Genomic DNA, 19,550 nt, shown 5'->3' with positions numbered 1-19,550 from the left:
CCACAAACGATGAAAGGCCACGCGCGCGCGTGGCCCTTTGCTTTCAGCTCAGGCGGCGTGAACCGAGCTCAGGAACTTGGCGACTTCCTGCTTCAGCCGGTTGCTGTCGGACGACAGCAGGCGCGCTGCCGAGAGCACCTGCGAGGAGGCCGAGCCGGTCTCGGACGCCCCGCGCTGCACGTCGCCGATATTGGTCGAGACCCGCTGGGTGCCCTGGGCGGCCTGCAGCACGTTGCGCGAGATTTCCTGCGTGGCCGCGCCCTGCTCTTCCACGGCCGCGGCGACCGCAGAGGAGATCTCCGACAGCCGTTCGATGGTGCCGCTGATCTCCCTGATGGCGCCGACCGACTGCTCGGTGGCGGCCTGGATGTTCGCGATCTGCTGGCCGATCTCGCCGGTTGCCCTCGCGGTCTGCTCGGCAAGCGCCTTGACTTCGGTGGCGACGACGGCAAAGCCGCGGCCGGCATCGCCCGCACGCGCCGCCTCGATGGTGGCGTTGAGCGCGAGGAGATTGGTCTGGCCCGCGATGGTGCTGATCAGTTCGACGACGTCGCCGATCCGGGCCGCCGCCTTGGAGAGCTCGCCGACGCGATCGTTGGTTCGGCTGGCCTGGCCGACGGCCTCACCCGCGATGCGCGCGGACTCCTGCACCTGGCGGGCGATCTCACCGACCGAGGACGACAGCTCCTCGGTCGCGGTGGCGACGGCCTGGACATTCGCGGTGGCTTCCTGGGATGCGGAGGCCACCTCGGTCGACAGATCCTGGGCGCGCGAGGCGGTCGTGGTCAGGGTGCCGGCCGAGGCTTCGAGCTCGCTCGATGCCGACGACACGGTGTTGACGATCTCGCCGACGGCCTGCTCGAACTGGTCGGCGAGCCTCTCCATGTCTTTCTTGCGGCTTTCGGCCTGCCGCGCCTCGAGCTCGCTCTGCTCGGCGCGCATGCGCTCGGTGTCGATCATGTTGTCCTTGAACACCTGGATCGCCTTGGCCATGTCGCCGATCTCGTCCGCCTTGCCGCGGCCGGGGATCTCGACCTCGAGATTGCCGCCGGCAAGCCGCCCCATCGCGCTGGTCATCGAGGCCAGGGGACCGACGATGCTGCGGGCGATCAGGAAGGCGACGATGCCGCCGAACACGACGGCAAGCCCGCCTGCAATCTCCTGAACGGTCGTCGTGCCGGCGATCACCGCTTCGGCATGGCTGCGCGAGTCCTGATAGTCCTTCTTCAGGGTCGTTTCCGCGGCCTTGAGCCTGCCGATGCTGTCGACGATCAGCGGTGCGAGGCTCTTGTGGTAGATCTCGTCGGCCTGAAGCATCGCGGCCGACGTCGTCTCGAACGCGGATTTGTAGATTCCGAGCGAGGTCTTCACCGGCGCGAGGGTGGCGCGCAACTCCGCTGCCTGCGGGCTCTTTTCGAGAGCCGCGAGCCGCTGCGCCGCCCTGTCCACACTCGCCCGGAAGTTGGCCGGCCCCTGTGTATCGCGCAGGGCGAGGAAACGCCAGTTTGCGACCCGAACAAGAAGGGTCCTGGTTTCGAGGTCGGCGACGAGGGCGGCAGTGTCTTCGTCGACGGCCGCGCGCGCCGTATCGACCAGCTTGCCCATCTTGACGGCCAGCTCCTCGCCGCTCGGCAGCAACGTCGCCTTGCCCGTCCTTGCCTCGTTGACGGCGTCTGCGAGGTTGTCGCGCAGGCGTCGCATCTTGACGACGTCGTCAATGAGACCGTTGTAGAGCGCTCGCCGCTCCTCCGAGAGCGTCCCCTTCGCGCCGACCCGCAACAGCTCGGTCGCCGCGGTTTCGCGCTCCTGCGCCTCCTTCATCGCGGATTCGTTGGCATCGTAGACGTAGCGCAGATTGGCGCGCTGGATCGCCTGAAGGTGGGTCGATATCTCCAGCACTCGCGCCGTGCTGTCAGAGAGAGCGGACTGTCTTGCGACCTGATCCTGGACCGCCCACAAATTCCCGACGGCAACGACCGCCATCACGAGACCAACCGCCACCAGGGCCATGAAGCCTGCGTACAGGCGCCCCCTGATCCGCAAACGAAACTTCGGCATTCCCACTGTCCACCCAGATGCATTCCACTTCGAGCGACCGAACGATTCCGGCGATCATCGCCGGCCACCCTGGCAGCCGCGCGCCGCATTCTCGCGACCCACGCTGCACCGCGACACAATGGAGGACACTCGTTAATTGAACCTTCAAATTGTTCGCGCGTGCACGCCTCGTCGCATACAGACCTGCTGATTTTATCGGCAGCTATGCGAAGTCATGCAGGAATCCGCAGCGGCATGCATAGCGTCGCATGCAAGCCCTCAGAGGGCGCTGGCTTGCTGCAGCTTGCCGAGGGCGTGGTCGACCACTTCCAGCGTGTACGGCTTCTGGATGACCGGCACCGAGGCAAGCTCGGCCGGAAGCGGCGCGCGCTCGCCATAGCCGGTTGCGAAGATGAAAGGCACGCCGATCTCTTTCAGCTTCTGCGCCACCTTGATGCTGCTCTCGCTGCCGAGGTTGAGATCGAGCAGGGCAAAGCTCGGCCGCGTGCGTTCAATCGAACGCAGCGCCTGATCGACGCTCGCGGCGGTGTCGACGTGGCGCGCGCCGAGGTCGAGCAGGATGACCTCCGCCGCCATGGCGATGATCAGATTGTCCTCGACGATCAGCGCTGTGTCGGACAGCCGCGGGCGGCTGGACTGCTGCTCTTCGACGCGCATGGCGGCTCCTGCTATTGATGGCACGAATTCAACGAAATTTGCGGGGATGACGAACTTCGCCTGCACGCCCAGCAGATCGAAGCGGATCTCGGCATCGCCCTTGAGATCGAACGGCACCGAGCGCTCGATGATCGTGGTGCCGAAGCCCCGCCGCGACGGCGGCTGCACCGGCGGGCCGCCGCTTTCCTTCCATTCGATCACCAGGCTCGACGAGGGATCGAGACGCCAGACCACTTCGACGCTGCCGGTGGAATCGGCGAGCGCGCCATATTTGGCGGAATTCGTCATCATCTCGTGGACGACGAGAGCCAGCGTGGCAAACGCCTTGGGATCGAGCGCGACGTCAGGCCCGCCCATCTTGACCCGGTCTGCACGCGCCCCGAGATAAGCGCCGGCCTCGGATTCGACGAGGGTCCGCAGCGCCACCGGCGCCCAGTTCAGATTGGTGATCTGGTCGTGGGCGCGCGCCAGAGCCTGGATGCGGCCGCCGAGAACGCTGGCGAACTCCTCGACGCTCGTCGCGGTATCCTTGCTCTGCGCCACCAGCGCGCGGACCAGGCTCAGGATATTACGGACGCGGTGGTTGAGCTCGGCGATCATCAGCTCCTGCCGCTCCTGCGCGCCGCGGCGCTCGCGCGCGGCGAGGTCGGACAATTGCAGGATCACTTCCAGCAGTGTGACGCGCAGGCTCTCGGCGATGCGGATGTCGGCCACCGACCACGGCTTCGACTGGCCGGCCACCGTCTCCTGCCAAAGCTCGAAGCTCTTGCGCGGCGTCAGCCGTGGTCCGTTCGGACCTTCATCATAGACCTTGTCGGGGGCGCCGGCCCAGTTCACGGACCGCATGACCTCGCGGCGGAAAAAGATCAGGCAATCACGCGGGGTTCGCGAGATCGGAATGGCGAGAAAACCCGCCGCGCGGTCGCGGAAGGACTGGCCGGCGGCATAAACCTTGGCGATCTCGGCGCTCGCCAGGATCCGCCCCGGCGAGGTCCGGTTGATGAAGGCGACGAGGTCCTTCACTTCGTCCTCGGTCGGCGTGTCTCCTTGAAGCGCGATCTTGTTATCCGACCACACAGCGACGCCGTCGCAGTCGATCATCTTGCGATAGTCGCCGAGGAAGTCGACGATGGCGCGGCGGCTGTGCTCATGCGCGGCCGCGATCTCGATTAACCGCTCCTGAACCTGGTGGGCACGGGCTTCATAGGCGACGTCGCCCTCGCGCTCGCGCCCCTCGACGATCCAGGAGAACATCTGCCCGAACAGCTCGGAGGCCGTACGTTTGTCGAATGAGATGTAACGCGGTGAATAATGATGGCAGGCAAACAGCCCCCACAGCTTGCCGTCGCGCAGGATCGACACGGACATCGAGGCGGCGACGCCCATGTTGCGCAGATATTCGATGTGAATCGGCGAGACCGAGCGCAGCACGCTCATCGAGAGGTCGAGCAGCCCGGCATTGTGCGTCGCCGTGGACGTCAACGCCGCCGGCACGGCATTGACGTCGGCGATGATACGCAGCCAGTTGCGTTGGTAGAGCGCACGGGCCTGCCTCGGGATGTCGGAGGCGGGATAACGCAGACCGAGGAAGGATTCGAGTCCGGCCTCCGCGGTCTCGGCGATCACCTCGCCCGATCCGTCCGGGTGAAACTGATAGACCATCACCCGGTCGAAGCCGGTCAGCGCCTTGAGCTGGCGCGCCGCCTCGCGCGCGAGATCGCTCATGCCGCGGGTCTTGCGGATCCGGTCGAGCATCAGGCGGACGAGCTCGCCGGAATTGACGCCCGGCTCGTGGACGCTCGGCTCCGCCTCGATGATGAGATAGACGCCGGAGAAATGGATCGAGAGATCGTATTGCGGCTTGCCGGCCTGGAGCTCGATACCGAACAGGCGCTCGGTCGCATCCGGCCCGCTCAAATGATCGACGCGGCTGCGGATGGTCTCGACGGCCGCTTCGGAGATGACGGTCGCCAACGGCCGCTGGAGGAGGTCGGCAATTTCGCTTCCGAGAAAGCGGCCGACATTGTCCGAGGCCATGCAGATCGTGAAATCCGAGAGGACGACGAGCATGAAGCCGAACGGCTGCACGCTGCCCGGAATGTGGATGGGCTCGCGATCGCAATTGGTGAGATTGACGGCCTCGTTCATGCGCGATCCGCCGCCTGCTCAAACGCGGCGAACGCCATCCGCGCCGCCGCGATCACCTCGACCTCGTCGCAGACCTCGCTTTCGAGCTTCGACAGGAAGCTTTGCCAGAGCCGTTTGCCTGTCCCGTGGCGGAGATAGAGGGTGGCCGCACCGATGCGCGGATCGACGGCCTCCGTGACCTCTTTCAGCAGGAACTTGGCCCCGAGCCGGGAGCCCTCCAGCACATACATGGTCCCGAGCAGGCCACCGGGCGTCAGCGGCGGCACCGACACGGAAGACGTCGCATTGCCGCCGAGCCGTCCGAGATCGGCCGTGATCGCCGCACTGCGCGACCGCTCCGGCCAGTCGGGAAACATGCTGGCGACGCCAGCCGCCTCGAGCGCGGCTTCGAGCGGAAGCAGCGCGCCGGCGCTGGCTTGGAGAAAGCGGCGATAGCCCGTCAGAACGGTAAGATCAAATGACGACAATTGCGCATCGAGCTCCCGGTGCGCAGCTGCGGTTGCATCTCTTAGTCGGTCACGAAGTCCAGGGAAGCCCGGGTTCACCTGCGTCGAGACGTCCGAAACCCCAGCCAGCATGAAATTCCCAAACACGCGCAGTGTCGGGGGCGCGATTGCCCCGGAAGCGAAGAAAACGCCGGCGGAACCCAAAAGGTTCCACCGGCGCTGGAGAATCTGAGCAGCGAACGGACCATGCCCACGCGCCTCTATGTCCGGCGGTGGGACTTGTACAGCTCGTACGTGATCTCGGCCCTGGTCATCCCGCAGTCCAGAAGCTCCCGGTCGGTCATCGCAGCGAGTTGAGCCCGGGCCCGGGATCGTTCGCGCTTGTTCCAGAGCATCTCGACCAGAGCCTGCCAGGCCCGCGTGACCCTCGCCGGCTCGGCCCGATGACACCGGCCGGCGGAGGTGGTGCTCACTCTCCTCAGCTCGCAGCTCTCACCGGCGCCTGCGGAAAAGGACCGAGCGCCCTCTCCGTCAGGATCGAGTCGCAGTACTCGCGGATTTCCTCGATCTTACCGTCCGCGAGACGAAACACTAGGCAATAGTCATTGTCGTAGCGCACGCCCTCAGGCGTGACATTGTCGCCCTTGGCCTCCACGACGACCACATCGCCGTCGGCGATGAAGCGGTGCGCGACCGTGCGCGTGCGGTCGCGCAGGCGGGTGCGCACATAGCCGTGCAGATCGCCAAGGATCGCCTCCTTGCCCGAAAAGGTGCGCGACCAGGAATATTGGCCGGTGACGACCCATTTGGCATCCTCGGCAAGGCTTGCGGCGAACAGGGCGCGATCGCGCGCGGCCGGATCGGGATCGGCGGCGGCGGCGAAAATATCCTGCATCAGTTTCTTGTTGGCGGCAGCGCTCATGGCGGCATCTCCGTTTGGTGAGAACACGGAGATCATCGCCGCCCGATGACAATTCTTCAAATCGATAGCGAATATGATATCTATTCGTTTGATGAATTTGAATTCGCTCGACCTCAATTTGCTGACCGCGCTCGACGCACTGCTGCGCGAGGCCAGCGTCAGCCGTGCCGCCATGCGGATCGGGCTGTCGCAACCGGCGACGAGCCACGCGCTGCAGCGCCTGCGCGACATCTTCGGCGATCCGCTGCTGGTGCGCACCGGCGCGCGGATGGAGCTGACGCCGCGGGCGCAAACCCTGCGCGCGCCGCTCGCCCAGGCGCTCGACCAGGTGCGCGGACTGTTCGTGCCAGAAGATTTCGACGCCGCGCGCAGCGAACGGCAATTCCGCCTGATGATGCCGGACCTGGCGGTCGAGCTATTGATGCCGCCGCTGATGGAGAAGGTGACGCGGGCCGCGCCCAATGTCCGCATCGACGTGGTGCCGTGGCGGGGACCTGCGATTTTCCACGCAGAGTTCGCCCAGACCATCGACGTCGTGATCTCGATCGGCAATGCCTTCAAGGGCTTTCACCGCCAATTGCTCTACACCGACAGCGATGCGCTGGCGGTGCGGCGCGGCCATCCGATGGGCGCGAAGCTGAAACGGCGCGAGACGTTCCTGGCGGCACGCCACGTCGGCGTGATCATTCGCGGCAGCAACGAGGATTTGATCGACACCTGGCTGCGCGCCAAGGGCATCGAGCGGCACATCGCGCTGGTGGTGTCAGGCTATCTCGAAGCCCTTCACGTCGCCGCCCGGACCGACCTGGTCGCCTTCGTACCGCGTCGCCTCATCGCAGCGCTGTCGAAACAGCTCGGCCTCGTCGCGGTGACGCCGCCGCTCGACCCGGGGATCGACGAGCAGTTCATGTTCCATCCCACTCGTGCACAGATGGACCCCGGCTCGATCTGGTTGCGGCGGCTGATGCTGGAGACGGGGCGCGAGCTGGAGAAGCGGAAGACCTTGTAGGGTGGGCAAAGCGAAGCGTGCCCACCATCTGTCGCGATCGGAAAGAGATCGTGGGCACGGCGCTGCGCGCCTTTGCCCACCCTACGAGAGCCGGGCCCTCACGCCTTCTGCGCGGCCATTACCTTTGCCACGGCGGGGCGGTCGGACATGCGCTTGAAGTGATCGGCGATCTTCGGCGTCGCGTTGATGTCGACGCTGTCGCCTTCGAGCCAGGTCGAGAGCGTGTAGAGATAGGGATCACAGATCGTGAATTGATCGCCCATCACCCAGGGTCCCCGGAACATCTTCTGCTCGATCAGGGAAAAGCAGGCCGCCATGGTCTTCGGCACCATCGCCTTCATGTCTGCGAACGAGCTCTCCTGCGTCGCCCAGCGCGCGCCGCGCATCTTGTGGGCGTGGTTGATGTGCACGGTCGAGCAGAGATAGGAGTTGAACGACTGCACCTGGGCGAAGTCGAAGGGATCGTCGAGCGGCGCGAGCTTCGTCTTGGGAAACGTCTGCGCGAGGTAGGCCAGCATCGCCGGCGTCTCGGTGAGGACGCCGCGATCGGTCACCAACGCCGGCACGCGGCCCTTCGGGTTGATCGCGAGATAGTCCGGGCTGGTCTGCTGGTTGTCCTTGAAGCTCAGCCGTTCGGCCGTGTAGTCGGCGCCGGCTTCCTCCAGGGTGATGTAGGTGGCGAGCGCGCAGGTGCCGGTGGCGTAGTAGAGCTTGAGCATGGCGGACCTCATGGGGAAAAGTCGAGGTTAACGGGCCCCCGCCGCGCCGTCCATAGGCGAACTCTTCGCAGTTGCCCACCGCCGCCCTGCTATGCGAAGACGCGTGAATTGGAGGGGGACCTTGTCATGACCGTACTCATCGCCGGTGGCGGCATCGGCGGGCTGACGCTCGCGCTCAGCCTGCACGGAATCGGCATTCCCGTAAAAGTGTTCGAGAGTGTCGCCGAGTTGAAGCCGCTCGGCGTCGGCATCAACGTGCTGCCGCATGCGGTGCGTGAGCTGATCGAGCTCGGTCTGATGGACAAGTTGGACGCCAGCGGTGTCCGGACACGCGAGCTCGCCTATTTCTCCAAGCACGGCAAGCCGATCTGGAGCGAGCCGCGCGGGCTGGAAGCCGGCTACAAATGGCCGCAATTCTCGATCCATCGCGGCACGCTGCAACAGCTCCTGCTCGACACCGCGGTCGAGCGGCTCGGCCGCGACAACATCCTCACCAGCCACCACCTGGCCGGTTGGACCGAGACGGCCAATGGCGTGCGCGCCGACTTCATCGACCGGGCAACCGGCAAGGCCGCAGGGATGTACGACGGTGCGATCCTGATCGCCGCCGACGGCATCCATTCCGCCGCGCGCGAAAAGCTCTATCCCAATGAAGGTCCGCCGATCTGGAACGGCCGCATCCTCTGGCGTGGCGTCACGCCGTCCAAGGCCTTCCTCACCGGCCGCACCATGATCATGGCCGGACACGAGATCCTGAAATTCGTCTGCTATCCGATCAGCAAGGCGCCGGACGCATCCGGCAATCACCTGATCAACTGGGTCGCCGAGCGCCACATGCCCCCGACCTATCAGTGGCGGCGCGAGGACTATAACCGCACCGCGCGGCTGGAGGAGTTTCTGCCCTGGTTCGAGAGCTGGCAGTTCGACTGGCTCGACGTGCCCGGCCTGATCAGGAACTGCCCGCACGCCTACGAATATCCGCTGGTGGACCGCGATCCGGTCTCGCGATGGACCTTTGGCAAGGTCACGCTGATGGGCGATGCCGCGCACCCGATGTACCCGATCGGATCGAACGGCGCCTCGCAGGCGATCCTCGATGCCCGCACCATCACCCGCGAGATCCTCGCGCACGGACCGACGACCGCGGCGCTGCTCGCCTATGAGGCCGAGCGCCGGCCCGCCACCACCGACCTCGTCCTGCTCAACCGCAAGAACGGCCCCGAGCAGGTGATGCAGCTCGTCGAGGAACGCGCGCCCGACGGCTTTGAGGTGGTCACCGACGTGCTGTCGCAAAAGGAGCTGGAGGACATCGCGGCCAACTACAAGCGCGTCGCGGGATTCCAGGTGGAAGCGCTGAATGCCAAGCCGCCGATCGTGAGCAAGGACGCGCGGGCGGGAGCTTAGGACTTCGCACGAAGCGGGATGCGCATGGATGCGCCCTCGCCCCTTGTGGGAGAGGGCAGCGACGCAGGCAAACACAAGCTCGCTTGGGTGAGGGGTATGTCTCCCCGCGTTCAACTCGCGATGAGAGTTCGCGGAGAGATACTCCTCATCCGGCGCTTCGCGCCACCTTCTCCCGCAAGGGGAGAAGGGAAGAGGAGCGGCCTATTTCCCCACCACCCTCGCCGCCTCCAGCAATCGCTCGCTCGCGCTTGCCGTTGCCAGCACCGTGCCGTCTTCGGCCATCAGCTTCGCCTCGACGAACGCAATGGTCTTGCCGAGCTGCGTCACCGTCGCTTCGCCAATGATCGTCCCGGGCTTGGCGGGACTGAGGAAGTTCACCGTCATGCTGATGGTGGTGGCGTAGAGCCGGCCCTCGCTCATCACCAGCACGGCCGGACCCATGGTGTCGTCGAGCATGGCCGAGAGCATGCCGCCCTGGATGAAGCCGGCCGGATTGCAGAACTCCGGCTTGCCCTCGAAGGCGAGCTTGATCCAGCCTTCCTCCGGACGGGCATCGAGCAGACGCCAGCCGAGCAATTCGGCGCAGGGCGGCCGTGGAAAGTTGTCGAGCGCGGTCTTGACCATTGGCAGCCTCCGTTCGCAATGCCCTAGCGTAGCGCTGCTGCCAGCGTGCTGTCAGGAGGATCGCCCCGGTGACAGGTCCAGCGCGTGCGCGATCACCTTCCGCATGACGTTGGGCAGTGCTTCACCGGCAAGGGTCGCGGTCGGCACCCACCGCATGCCCTCCGGCGCGCCCATGCCCGCCTCCGCCTTCGCCGTATAGACCACCAGCTCTAGCGGAAAATGCGTGAACACGTGGGTGACGACGCCCACCTTGCGCTGCCAGCGTGACAATCCCTTCAGCGCGGGCGCCTGCCGCTTCGCCGTCGCGTCGTCTTGGCCGGCGAGCCAGTCCGAGCCCGGCACTTCCGTCATGCCGCCGAGCAGCCCCTTTTCGGGACGGCTGCGCACGAGCAGCTCGCCGCCGCGTGTGACGACAAAGGCGGCGCCGCGCCGCAGCGTGCCACTCTTCTTCGGCGCCTTGCGCGGAAAGCTCTCCTGCGTGCCCTGCAGCCGCGCCGTGCAATCCTCGTTCAGCGGACACAGCGAGCAGGCCGGCTTTTTCGGCGTGCAGATCGAGGCGCCGAGATCCATCAGCGCCTGCGCGCTGTCGCCGGCGCGGGAGTTTGCAAGCAGCGTCGCCGCCAGTTGCTGGATCAAAGGTTTCGCCAGCGGGAGTTCATCTTCAACCGCAAAGAGCCGCGACACCACGCGCTCGATATTGCCGTCGACCGGCATGGTGTGGCGATCGAAGGCGATCGCCGCGATCGCCGCCGCCGTGTAGGGCCCGATCCCCGGCAGAGCACGCAGCCCCTCCTCGGTGTCGGGAAAGCTGCCGCCATGCTCGCGCGTCACAGCGACCGCGCAGGCGTAGAGATTGCGCGCACGCGAATAATAGCCGAGCCCGGCCCACATCCGCAGCACGTCGTCCTGCGAGGCGTTGCCGAGTGCCGCGACATCAGGCCAGCGCGCCACGAATTTTTCGAAATAGGGACCGACCGCCTTTACCGTGGTCTGCTGGAGCATGATCTCCGACAGCCAGACGCGGTAAGGATCGGATGCCTCTCCAGGCGCTGCGCGCCAGGGCAATCGGCGGCGGTGGCGGTCGTACCAGGCAAGCAGGAGCGTCGGGCGCGATGATGCTTTCGAGGGGGCGGGTTCCGGCCTGGCCTTGAGGGCAGATTTGGGGCTCATGCTCTCACCCTAACGGCGTTACGCCGATCTCTCCACGTCAGGCCCGCGCTCGGCGCAGGCATCCACGTCTTTTCTTCGCAGGAGAACGTGGCCGGCCTTCGCCTCGCCGAAGCGGCCGCGTCCGCGCAGGCGGGACAAGCCCGGCCATCACGCGCCGCGGGGCCTGTGGCCCACCCGACGAAGTGCTATAAGGGCCCATGTCCAAATTCCCCCCCAAACCCGGTCCGATCAGCGCCAAGCCGCTCGGCATCCTGCTCAACGACGTCTTTGCCGAGGCCTATGCCAAGCAGGGCTTTGCGGCGCGCGAGCTGGTGACGCGGTGGGCGCAGATTGCCGGCCCGGAGATCGCGGCTCATGCCGAGCCGCTGAAGATGCAATGGCCGCGGCCGGTAGAGGGCCAGCCGCAGGAGCCGGCGACGCTGGTGCTGCGGGTCGAGGGGCCGATGGCGCTGGAGATCCAGCATTCCGCCGACGTGATCCTGGAGCGGGTCAACCGCTTCTTCGGCTGGAGCGCGGTCGGCAAGCTGGCCTTCCGGCAGGCTCCCCTGTCGCGGCCCCGGGTCCGGAAGAGGCCCGCTCCGCCAGACCCCAAGAGCGTCGCCAAGGTAGCCGAGGGCCTGGGGGACATCGAAGATGAAGAGCTGAAGACGGCGCTTGCGCGGCTCGGGGCCGCCATCAAGCGAAATTGAGCCTTATTTCGCGGCCAATCTGGACCTGTCCTGACCGCTCGCCATTGCCTCAATCGACGTTTCAAGCTAGCGACAGGCCGCCCGGGAAAGATAGATCCCTGGGGCGACATTTTTGCCAAATCTGGAGCCGACCGTGATCATCACCCGCCGCGCCTTCACCACGATGCTGTCGCTGACCGGGCTTGCCGCGGTCGCCGGGTTCTCTCCTCTGCGCTTCATCTCCGAAGCCATGATCCCTGAAGCAATGGCGCAGTCCGCAGGCGATGTGGCCAAGCCGGTATCACTTCCCGACATGGCGCTCGGCCCGAACGATGCCGCCGTCACCATCACCGAATACGCCTCGATGACCTGCCCGCACTGCGCGGCCTTCAACGAGCAGGTGTTCCCCAAGCTCAAGAAGGAATACATCGACACCGGCAAGGTGCGTTACATCTTCCGCGAGTTCCCGCTCGATATCAAAGCCGCCGCCGGCTCGATGCTGTCGCGCTGCATCGCCAATGGCGACGCGCCGAAATACTTCGCGGTCACCGACATGCTGTTCCGCCAGCAGAACGACTGGGTGATGAAGAACACCACGGAGACCCTGACGCGGATCGGCAAGCAGGCCGGCCTCACCCAGCAGCAGGTCGAAGCCTGCCTGAAGGACCAGGCGCTGCTCGACAAGATCGCCGCCGACCAGAAATATGCCAGCGACGTGCTGAAGGTGGATTCGACGCCGACCTTCTTCATCAACGGCGAGAAGATCAAGGGCGAAGCCTCGTTCGAGGATTTCGCCAAGAAGATCAATCCGCTGCTGAAGAGCTGATTCGCGCGCGACAATCCTGATTCGCGCATCTGAGGCCGTATCTTTCCCGGCATAAATCCCTTGGGAAAAACGGCTTTCGCCGGTTGCCCTCACGGCACACCGCGGCCATTGTCCAGCCGCATGAGGCGCCTCGCGCGACTCACCCAGAGAGCGACATTGCCTTCCATGGTATTGTCCCGGCAGGGGATTCGCGCCTGCCAACAGAGATGCGTGCTTATGAAAATCACCCGCCTGCGCCTTCACGGCTTCAAGTCCTTCGTTGAGCCGACCGACTTCGTCATCGAGCCGGGCCTGACCGGCGTGGTCGGCCCCAACGGCTGCGGCAAGTCGAATCTCGTCGAGGCGCTGCGCTGGGCGATGGGCGAGACCTCCTACAAGAGCTTGCGCGCCGCCGACATGGACGCGGTGATCTTCGCCGGCTCCGGCAACCGCCCCGCGCGCAACCATGCCGAAGTGACGATGACGATCGACAACGCCGATCGCACCGCGCCGGCGGCGATGAACGACAGCCAGCTCCTCGAAATCTCCCGCCGCATCGAGCGCGAAGCGGGCTCGGTCTACCGCATCAACGGTCGCGATGTGCGCGCCCGCGACGTGCAAATCCTGTTCGCGGATGCCGCCACCGGCGCGCGTTCGCCGGCGCTCGTCCACCAGGGCAAGATCGGCGAGATCATCCAGGCCAAGCCCGAGCAGCGCCGCCGCGTGCTGGAAGACGCCGCCGGCGTCGCCGGCCTGCACGCGCGCCGCCATGAAGCCGAGCTGCGGCTGAAGGCGGCCGAAACCAACCTCACCCGCGTCGAGGACGTGATCGGCCAGCTCGCAGGGCAGATGGAAGGCCTGAAGAAGCAGGCCCGCCAGGCGGTGCGCTATCGCGAGGTCGCCGCCAAGGTCCGCAAGGCCGAAGCCACCCTGTTCCATCTGCGCTGGATCGGCGCCCATGCCGACGTCAACGAATCCGGCCAGACCCACGATCTCGCCGTCCGCGAGATGGCCGAGCGCACCCAGCACCAGGCCGAAGCCGCCCGCATCCAGGCGATCCGCGCCGCCGAAATGCCGGCGCTGCGCGATGCCGAAGCGCGCGCCGCTGCCGGGCTGCAGCGCCTGACCAATGCCCGCGAGCTGCTCGACCGCGAGGAAGAGCGCGCCAAGGAACGCGTCGCCGAACTCGAGCGCCGCCTCGCCCAGTTCGAAGGCGACATCTCCCGCGCCCAGCAGCAGACCATGGATGCCGACGTCGCGCTGCAGCGGCTCGACACCGAAGATTCCGAGCTGAAGGAAGAGATCAAGTCGCGCGTCGAGAAGCGTTCCGGCGTCGACGAGCGCGTCGGCGAAGCCGAAGCGGTGCTGACCGAAACCGAGCAGCAATTCGCCGAGCTCACCACCGCGCTCGCCGACCTCACCGCCAAGCGCAATCAACTCGAAGCCAACGTCCGCACCCACCGCGACAAGCTTGCCCGGCTCGACCAGGAGATCGCGAATGTTGCCGCGGAAGAGCAGAAGCTTGCCGCCGAGACCGGCGGCTTCGGCGATCTCGACGAGCTGACGGCCGCGGTCGAGACCGCCGAGCAGACGCTGGCGGCCTCGGAGGCCGCGGCGCAGGCCAGCGAAGCCGCGCACGTCGCGGCGCGCCAGACGCTGGAATCGTCGCGCTCGCCACTGGTCGAGGCCGACAAGCGCGCGCAGCGGCTCGAAACCGAGGCGCGCACGATCTCCAAGATTCTCAACGGCGAAACCAAGAATCTGTGGCCGCCGATCATCGACGGCATCACCGTCGACAAGGGCTTCGAAAAAGCCATCGGCGCCGCGCTCGGCGACGATCTCGACGCGCCGGTCGATCCGTCGGCGCCGATGCGCTGGACCAATGTCGGCGTCACCGAGGCCGATCCGGAGCTGCCCGAAGGCGTCACCCCGCTCGCGAACCACGTGCAGGCGCCGGCCGAGCTGGCGCGCCGCCTGGCCCAGATCGGTGTGGTGCCGCGCGAGCGCGGCGCCGAGCTGGTCTCGCAGCTCAAGACCGGCCAGCGGCTGGTCTCGCCCGAGGGCGACGTCTGGCGCTGGGACGGCTTCGTCGCGGCCGCTCACGCCCCGACCGGTGCCGCGCGGCGTCTTGCCGAGCGCGCTCGTCTCGTCGACATCGAGAACGAGCTGGAGCAGGCCCGCATCGACGCGCAGATCAAGCGCCATGCGCTGGAGAACGCCGAGTCCGAGCTGCAGATGGCGGCCAGCACCGAAGGCGCGAGCCGCGAAGCCTGGCGCGCCGCGCAGCGCGAGCTCAACGTCGCGCGCGAGCGCCATGCCAATGCCGAGCGAGAGATCAGCCGCCACGCGGCGCGCAAGGCGACGCTGTCGGAAGCGCACAGCCGCCTCGCCGCCGACCGTGCCGAAGCCGAAGCTGCCTATGAATATGCCGAAGCCGGCATCTCCGAGCTGCCGTCGAGCGAGGACACCGAGACCCGTCTCGCCGCCGTCCGCAGCGACATCGAAGGCCATCGCCGCATGGCCGCCCAGGTCCGCGCCGAGGCGCAGGCGCTGGCCCGTGAAGCCGAACTCGCCGATCGCCGCGTGCAGGCGATCCTGGCCGAGCGCACCGAGTGGCAGAACCGCAAGGAGAGCGCGGCCTCTCACATCGACACCATCCAGGCTCGCATCGCCGAGCTCACGATCGAGCGCAGCGAGCTCGAAAACGCGCCGCAAGTGTTCGCCGAGAAGCGCAGCGCGCTGATCACCGAGATCGAATACGCCGAAAACGACCGCCGCATGGCCGCCGACGCGCTTGCCACCGCGGAGACCGCGATGGCCGAGACCGACCGCGTCGCCAAGCTGACCCTCGAGGCGCTCTCCAGCTCGCGCGAGGCGACCGCCCGCGCCGAGGAACGCATGGAAGGCGCGCGGCGGCGGCTCGAGGACATCGAGCGCGAGATCCGCGACATGCTCGAGGTCGAGCCGCAGGCCGTCGCCGGTCTCGCCGAGCTCGAGCCCGGTGCCGAGCTGCCGCCGCTGCACGACATCGAGGAAGATCTCGAAAAGATGCGCCGCGACCGCGAGCGCCTCGGCGCCGTCAATTTGCGCGCCGAGGAAGAGCTGCGCGAGGTCGAGACCCAGCACACCGGTTTGGTCACCGAGCGCGACGACCTGGTCGAAGCCATCAAGCGGCTGCGCCAGGGCATCCAGAGCCTCAACAAGGAGGCGCGCGAGCGGCTTCTGACCTCGTTTGAGGTCGTCAACAACCACTTCAAGCGCCTGTTCGTCGAGCTGTTCGGCGGCGGCGAAGCCGCGCTGCATCTGATCGAGAGCGACGATCCGCTCGAAGCCGGTCTCGAAATCATCGCAAAGCCCCCGGGCAAGAAGCCGCAGACGCTGTCGCTGCTCTCGGGCGGCGAGCAGGCGCTGACCGCCATGGCGCTGATCTTCGCGGTGTTCTTGACTAACCCTTCGCCGATCTGCGTGCTGGACGAAGTCGACGCGCCGCTCGACGACCACAACGTCGAACGCTACTGCAACCTCTTGCACGAGATGACCGGCTCGACCGATACGCGCTTCATCATCATCACGCACAACCCGATCACGATGGCGCGGATGAACCGTCTGTTCGGCGTCACCATGGCCGAGCGCGGCGTGTCGCAACTGGTGTCGGTAAGCCTGTCGGAGGCCGTGGACATCCTCGACCAGAACGTGGCTTAACGTCGTGGCTGTCATTCCGGGGCTCGCGCGGCGAGAACCCGGAATCCCTTTCTCGACCGAGTCTGCCGCGCGATGGATTCCGGGTTCGATGCTGCGCATCGCCCCGGAATGACGGTGGGCATAGATGATCTCGCCCATTCTTCCCGCTGAACTGAAAGCCGCCCTCGACGGCAAGCTCCAGGGCTTCTCGCGCACCGACGCGGCACAGCGCTCGCAGAAGATCTCGACCACCTACCGCGCAGGCGGTACGTCCGGCACGATCAAGTCCGAGGCTGATGGCCTCGCCTATGCCCTCGCGCGCATGCCGGCGACCTACGCGGCCGTGGCCGCAAGCTTGAACGCGCTGACCGAGATCGCACCAGACCTCGCCCCGGAAACGTTGCTCGACGTCGGCGCGGGCCCGGGCACCGCGAGCTGGGCCGCCGCCGAGGCATTCCCGTCGCTGCAGGATTTCACCCTGCTCGACGCCAACGCCACGCTGAGCCGGCTGGCGCTCGACCTCGCGCGCGACAGCACGCGTCTTGGAGAGTGTCGCTATCTGCCGGGCGATGCCGGCGGCAACCTCGCTGAAGTCTCGCAAGCTGATCTGGTCATCGCCAGCTACATCATCGGCGAACTCAGCGAGAGCGATCAGCGCAAGCTCGCCCAGGTGATGTGGGCGAAAGCACGCCACGCCCTGCTCGTGATCGAGCCCGGCACGCCCGCGGGATATGCCCGCATCCTCGCGCTGCGCCAGCAGCTGGTCACGGCCGGCGCTTACGTCGCCGCACCCTGCCCGCACGAAAGGCCCTGTCCGCTCCTCGCGCCCGACTGGTGCCATTTCTCCCAGCGCCTGCCGCGGTCGCAGGCGCACCGCCAGATCAAGGGTGCCGAGGTGCCGTTCGAGGACGAGCGCTTCATCTACGTCGCCCTGACCCGCACGGCGCCCGAGAGCCGCGCCGCGCGCGTGCTGGCGCCGCCGGATGTCGGCAAGGCCGAGATCACGGCCAAGCTCTGTACCGAGAGCAGCGTCGCGCTGACGAAGATCCCGCGCCGCGACAAGCCGGCCTATGCAAGCGCCCGGCGTTGGCGCTGGGGCGACGCGGTTGTTGCCGAAAGTTAACCCCGTTCAGGGCCTTCGGCTTGAACTCGGATGGCTCCTCGTCAGACCAAATCCTACCTCCCCTCCGCGACGGGCTCTCGCTCCACGCCAATTTGGTCTACCCTAGCGCCCGCCTTCTTCCCTCTTCAGGAGTTCTCCATGTCGACCGGCTGGATCGTTCTCGGCGTCATCGTCGTCCTCGCGCTGTTCGCCTTCAGCGCCTATAACCGCCTGGTGGCGCTGAGCCAACGCGTCGGCCAGGCCTTTGCCGACATCGACGTGCAGCTCAAGCAGCGTCACGATCTGATCCCGAACCTGGTCGAGACCGTGAAGGGCTATGCCTCGCACGAACGCGGCACGCTCGACGACGTCATCAAGGCGCGAAATTCGGCGATGTCGGCCCAGGGGCCGTCGCAGGTATCCGCCGCCGAGAACCAGCTCTCGGGTGCGCTCGGCCGGCTGATCGCGCTCTCGGAGGCCTATCCGGATCTCAAGGCCAACGCCAATTTCCAGCAGCTCGCATCCGAACTCTCCGACCTCGAGAACAAGATCGCGGCGAGCCGCCGCTTCTTCAACAACGCGGTCCAGGAATACAACACCGGCATCCAGCAGCTGCCTGCCGCGCTGTTCGCAGGCATGTTCGGCTTCACCAGGAAGGACTTCTTCGATCTCGGCGCCAGCCGCACCGAGGTCGAGGCGACACCGCAGGTGAAGTTCTGATTGCTTGAGCATGCCCATCATTTCTTTCCGTCATTCCGGGGCGATGCGTAGCATCGAACCCGGAATCTCGAGGTTCCGGGTTCACGCCTTCGGCGCGCCCCGGAACGACGGATTTTGATAAAGACGCGTCATGGCCGCGTATGGTCTCTACACGCATATCGCCTCGAACAAGTTTCGTTCGATGCTGCTGCTCGCCGGCCTGTTCATGCTGGTCTACGTGCTGGTCTATGCCGGCGCGCTGCTCGCCGAAGTTCTCATCGACAGCAACCGGACCGTCGCCTTCTACCTGAGCCACGCCTTCCAGGATCTGAAAATCGCGGCCCCCGTTGCGACAATCGTGGCGGCGGTCTGGATCGTGATCGCCTATTTCTTCCACCAGTCGATGATCGATGCGGTCACCGGTGGCCACGGCGTCACCCGGCAGGAGGAGCCGCGGCTCTACAATCTGCTCGAAAACCTCTGCATCTCGCGCGGCATCACCATGCCGAAGCTGAAGATCATGGAGAGCCCGGCGCTGAACGCGTTCGCGACCGGCCTCAATCCCAGGCAATATTCCATCACCGTCACCACGGGTCTGCTCGATGCGCTTGATGACAAGGAGATCGAGGCCGTGCTCGGCCACGAGCTGACCCACATCAAGAACGGCGACGTACAGTTGATGGTGGTCGCCGTCATCATCGCCGGCGTGGTCGGCTTCTTCGGCGAATTGTTCTTCCGCCTGTTTACGAATCTCAACTGGAGCTCCGGCTCCGGGGGCTCATGGTCCTCGGGCTCCTCCTCCTCGTCGCGGTCGTCCTCCTCGTCGAGCGAGGGCAAAAGTTCCGGTGGCGGCGCGGTGATCGTGATCGTCATCGCGATCGTGCTGATCGTGGTGGCCTGGCTGCTGTCCCAGGTGGTGAAGCTAGCGCTGTCCCGCTCGCGCGAATATCTCGCCGACGCCGGCTCCGTGGAGCTGACCAAGGATCCCGATGCGATGATCTCGGCGCTGCGCAAGATCGAGAATCGCGGCGAGCTGCCCGGCGCGACCTCGGCCGTCATGGAGCTCTGCGTCGACAATCCCCGCGAGGGCTTTGCCGACCTGTTCGCAACCCACCCTTCGGTGCAGTCCCGGGTCGATGCACTGGTCAAGTTTGCCGGCGGCCGCGATCCAGGCCCGCTGCTGCCGAGTGAGGAAACGGACGAGCCCGAGCCACCAGCCGACCAGCAGGACGCACTGCCGCCGCCGCGTCATGGCCCCTGGGACGATACCGACGAGCCCGCCGCTCCACCGCCCGTGCCTGCATCCGGCCCCTCGGGAACCGCGAACAGCAATCCGGTCCGCGATCCCATGGGCCCCTGGGGCCGTCATTAGGCACGCGACGTCCCGCCATCCGCGGCAGTTTCGCCGCGCTTGGGAAAAACTTCCGGAATTGCCGTA

At 66.2% G+C, this 19,550-nt stretch carries 16 protein-coding genes; 8 read left to right on the top strand and 8 right to left on the bottom strand.

Features of this window, described 5'->3' with window-relative positions; all coding sequences use genetic code 11:
- Positions 1-48: 48 nt before the first annotated feature.
- The 5 genes from ACFDR6_RS34085 to ACFDR6_RS34065 all read right to left on the bottom strand — a co-directional run bounded on the left by ACFDR6_RS34085 (position 49) and on the right by ACFDR6_RS34065 (position 6,231).
- A complete protein-coding gene (locus ACFDR6_RS34085) occupies positions 49-2,058 on the bottom strand; it encodes a methyl-accepting chemotaxis protein (protein WP_375861037.1) in 2,010 nt (669 codons plus the stop codon).
- A 258-nt stretch (positions 2,059-2,316) separates the two neighbouring features.
- On the bottom strand, positions 2,317-4,863 hold the full coding sequence (locus tag ACFDR6_RS34080; protein ID WP_375861036.1) for an HWE histidine kinase domain-containing protein: 2,547 nt from the start codon (positions 4,861-4,863) through the stop codon (positions 2,317-2,319).
- Complete coding sequence (locus ACFDR6_RS34075; protein WP_375861035.1) at positions 4,860-5,441, bottom strand: biliverdin-producing heme oxygenase; 582 nt, start codon at positions 5,439-5,441, stop codon at positions 4,860-4,862. The genes ACFDR6_RS34080 and ACFDR6_RS34075 overlap by 4 nt, the downstream gene beginning before the upstream one ends.
- Before the next feature lie 128 nt (positions 5,442-5,569).
- Positions 5,570-5,704 (bottom strand): YjiS-like domain-containing protein, encoded by a 135-nt coding sequence (locus tag ACFDR6_RS34070; RefSeq protein ID WP_375861072.1) that lies wholly within the window; start codon positions 5,702-5,704, stop codon positions 5,570-5,572.
- Between the two features lie 83 nt (positions 5,705-5,787).
- Positions 5,788-6,231: a nuclear transport factor 2 family protein gene (locus ACFDR6_RS34065; RefSeq protein WP_375861034.1), complete on the bottom strand. Its 444-nt coding sequence runs from the start codon at positions 6,229-6,231 to the stop codon at positions 5,788-5,790.
- A 91-nt stretch (positions 6,232-6,322) separates the two neighbouring features.
- On the opposite strand from ACFDR6_RS34065, the gene ACFDR6_RS34060 reads away from it, so the two are divergent.
- Positions 6,323-7,240 (top strand): LysR family transcriptional regulator, encoded by a 918-nt coding sequence (locus ACFDR6_RS34060; RefSeq protein WP_375861033.1) that lies wholly within the window; start codon positions 6,323-6,325, stop codon positions 7,238-7,240.
- A gap of 98 nt (positions 7,241-7,338) precedes the next feature.
- On the opposite strand, the gene ACFDR6_RS34055 is transcribed toward ACFDR6_RS34060, so the two are convergent.
- The gene (locus tag ACFDR6_RS34055; RefSeq protein WP_212089337.1) at positions 7,339-7,959 is read right to left on the bottom strand and encodes a glutathione S-transferase family protein; all 621 of its coding nucleotides are present in this window, start codon (positions 7,957-7,959) and stop codon (positions 7,339-7,341) included.
- A gap of 126 nt (positions 7,960-8,085) precedes the next feature.
- Here ACFDR6_RS34055 and ACFDR6_RS34050 point away from each other — a divergent pair, with 126 nt between their 5' ends.
- Entirely contained in the window at positions 8,086-9,363 is a 1,278-nt protein-coding gene (locus ACFDR6_RS34050) for a flavin-dependent oxidoreductase (RefSeq protein WP_375861032.1), read from the top strand.
- A 201-nt stretch (positions 9,364-9,564) separates the two neighbouring features.
- Here ACFDR6_RS34050 and ACFDR6_RS34045 read toward each other — a convergent pair whose 3' ends face one another.
- A complete protein-coding gene (locus ACFDR6_RS34045; protein ID WP_375861031.1) occupies positions 9,565-9,987 on the bottom strand; it encodes a PaaI family thioesterase in 423 nt (140 codons plus the stop codon).
- Positions 9,988-10,038: 51 nt separating this feature from the next.
- On the bottom strand, positions 10,039-11,157 hold the full coding sequence (gene mutY, locus ACFDR6_RS34040; protein ID WP_375861030.1) for an A/G-specific adenine glycosylase: 1,119 nt from the start codon (positions 11,155-11,157) through the stop codon (positions 10,039-10,041).
- A gap of 197 nt (positions 11,158-11,354) precedes the next feature.
- On the opposite strand from mutY, the gene ACFDR6_RS34035 reads away from it, so the two are divergent.
- The 6 genes from ACFDR6_RS34035 to ACFDR6_RS34010 all read left to right on the top strand — a co-directional run bounded on the left by ACFDR6_RS34035 (position 11,355) and on the right by ACFDR6_RS34010 (position 19,484).
- Positions 11,355-11,846: a DUF721 domain-containing protein gene (locus ACFDR6_RS34035; RefSeq protein WP_375861029.1), complete on the top strand. Its 492-nt coding sequence runs from the start codon at positions 11,355-11,357 to the stop codon at positions 11,844-11,846.
- Between the two features lie 133 nt (positions 11,847-11,979).
- Entirely contained in the window at positions 11,980-12,651 is a 672-nt protein-coding gene (locus ACFDR6_RS34030; RefSeq protein WP_375861028.1) for a DsbA family protein, read from the top strand.
- A gap of 216 nt (positions 12,652-12,867) precedes the next feature.
- Positions 12,868-16,332: a chromosome segregation protein SMC gene (smc, locus tag ACFDR6_RS34025; RefSeq protein WP_375861027.1), complete on the top strand. Its 3,465-nt coding sequence runs from the start codon at positions 12,868-12,870 to the stop codon at positions 16,330-16,332.
- A 124-nt stretch (positions 16,333-16,456) separates the two neighbouring features.
- Complete coding sequence (locus tag ACFDR6_RS34020) at positions 16,457-17,434, top strand: small ribosomal subunit Rsm22 family protein (protein ID WP_375861026.1); 978 nt, start codon at positions 16,457-16,459, stop codon at positions 17,432-17,434.
- Between the two features lie 138 nt (positions 17,435-17,572).
- Positions 17,573-18,133 carry a LemA family protein gene (locus tag ACFDR6_RS34015; protein ID WP_212089313.1) on the top strand — a complete coding sequence of 187 codons (561 nt, stop codon included), beginning with the start codon at positions 17,573-17,575 and terminating at the stop codon, positions 18,131-18,133.
- A gap of 130 nt (positions 18,134-18,263) precedes the next feature.
- Positions 18,264-19,484: a M48 family metallopeptidase gene (locus ACFDR6_RS34010; RefSeq protein ID WP_375861025.1), complete on the top strand. Its 1,221-nt coding sequence runs from the start codon at positions 18,264-18,266 to the stop codon at positions 19,482-19,484.
- Positions 19,485-19,550: the final 66 nt, after the last annotated feature.

Origin of the sequence: Bradyrhizobium tunisiense, assembly GCF_042263385.1 — a bacterium.
Lineage (GTDB): Bacteria > Pseudomonadota > Alphaproteobacteria > Rhizobiales > Xanthobacteraceae > Bradyrhizobium > Bradyrhizobium tunisiense.
Note: the sequence above shows the minus strand (reverse complement) of the source record. Positions and strands in the feature narration are given on the sequence as shown.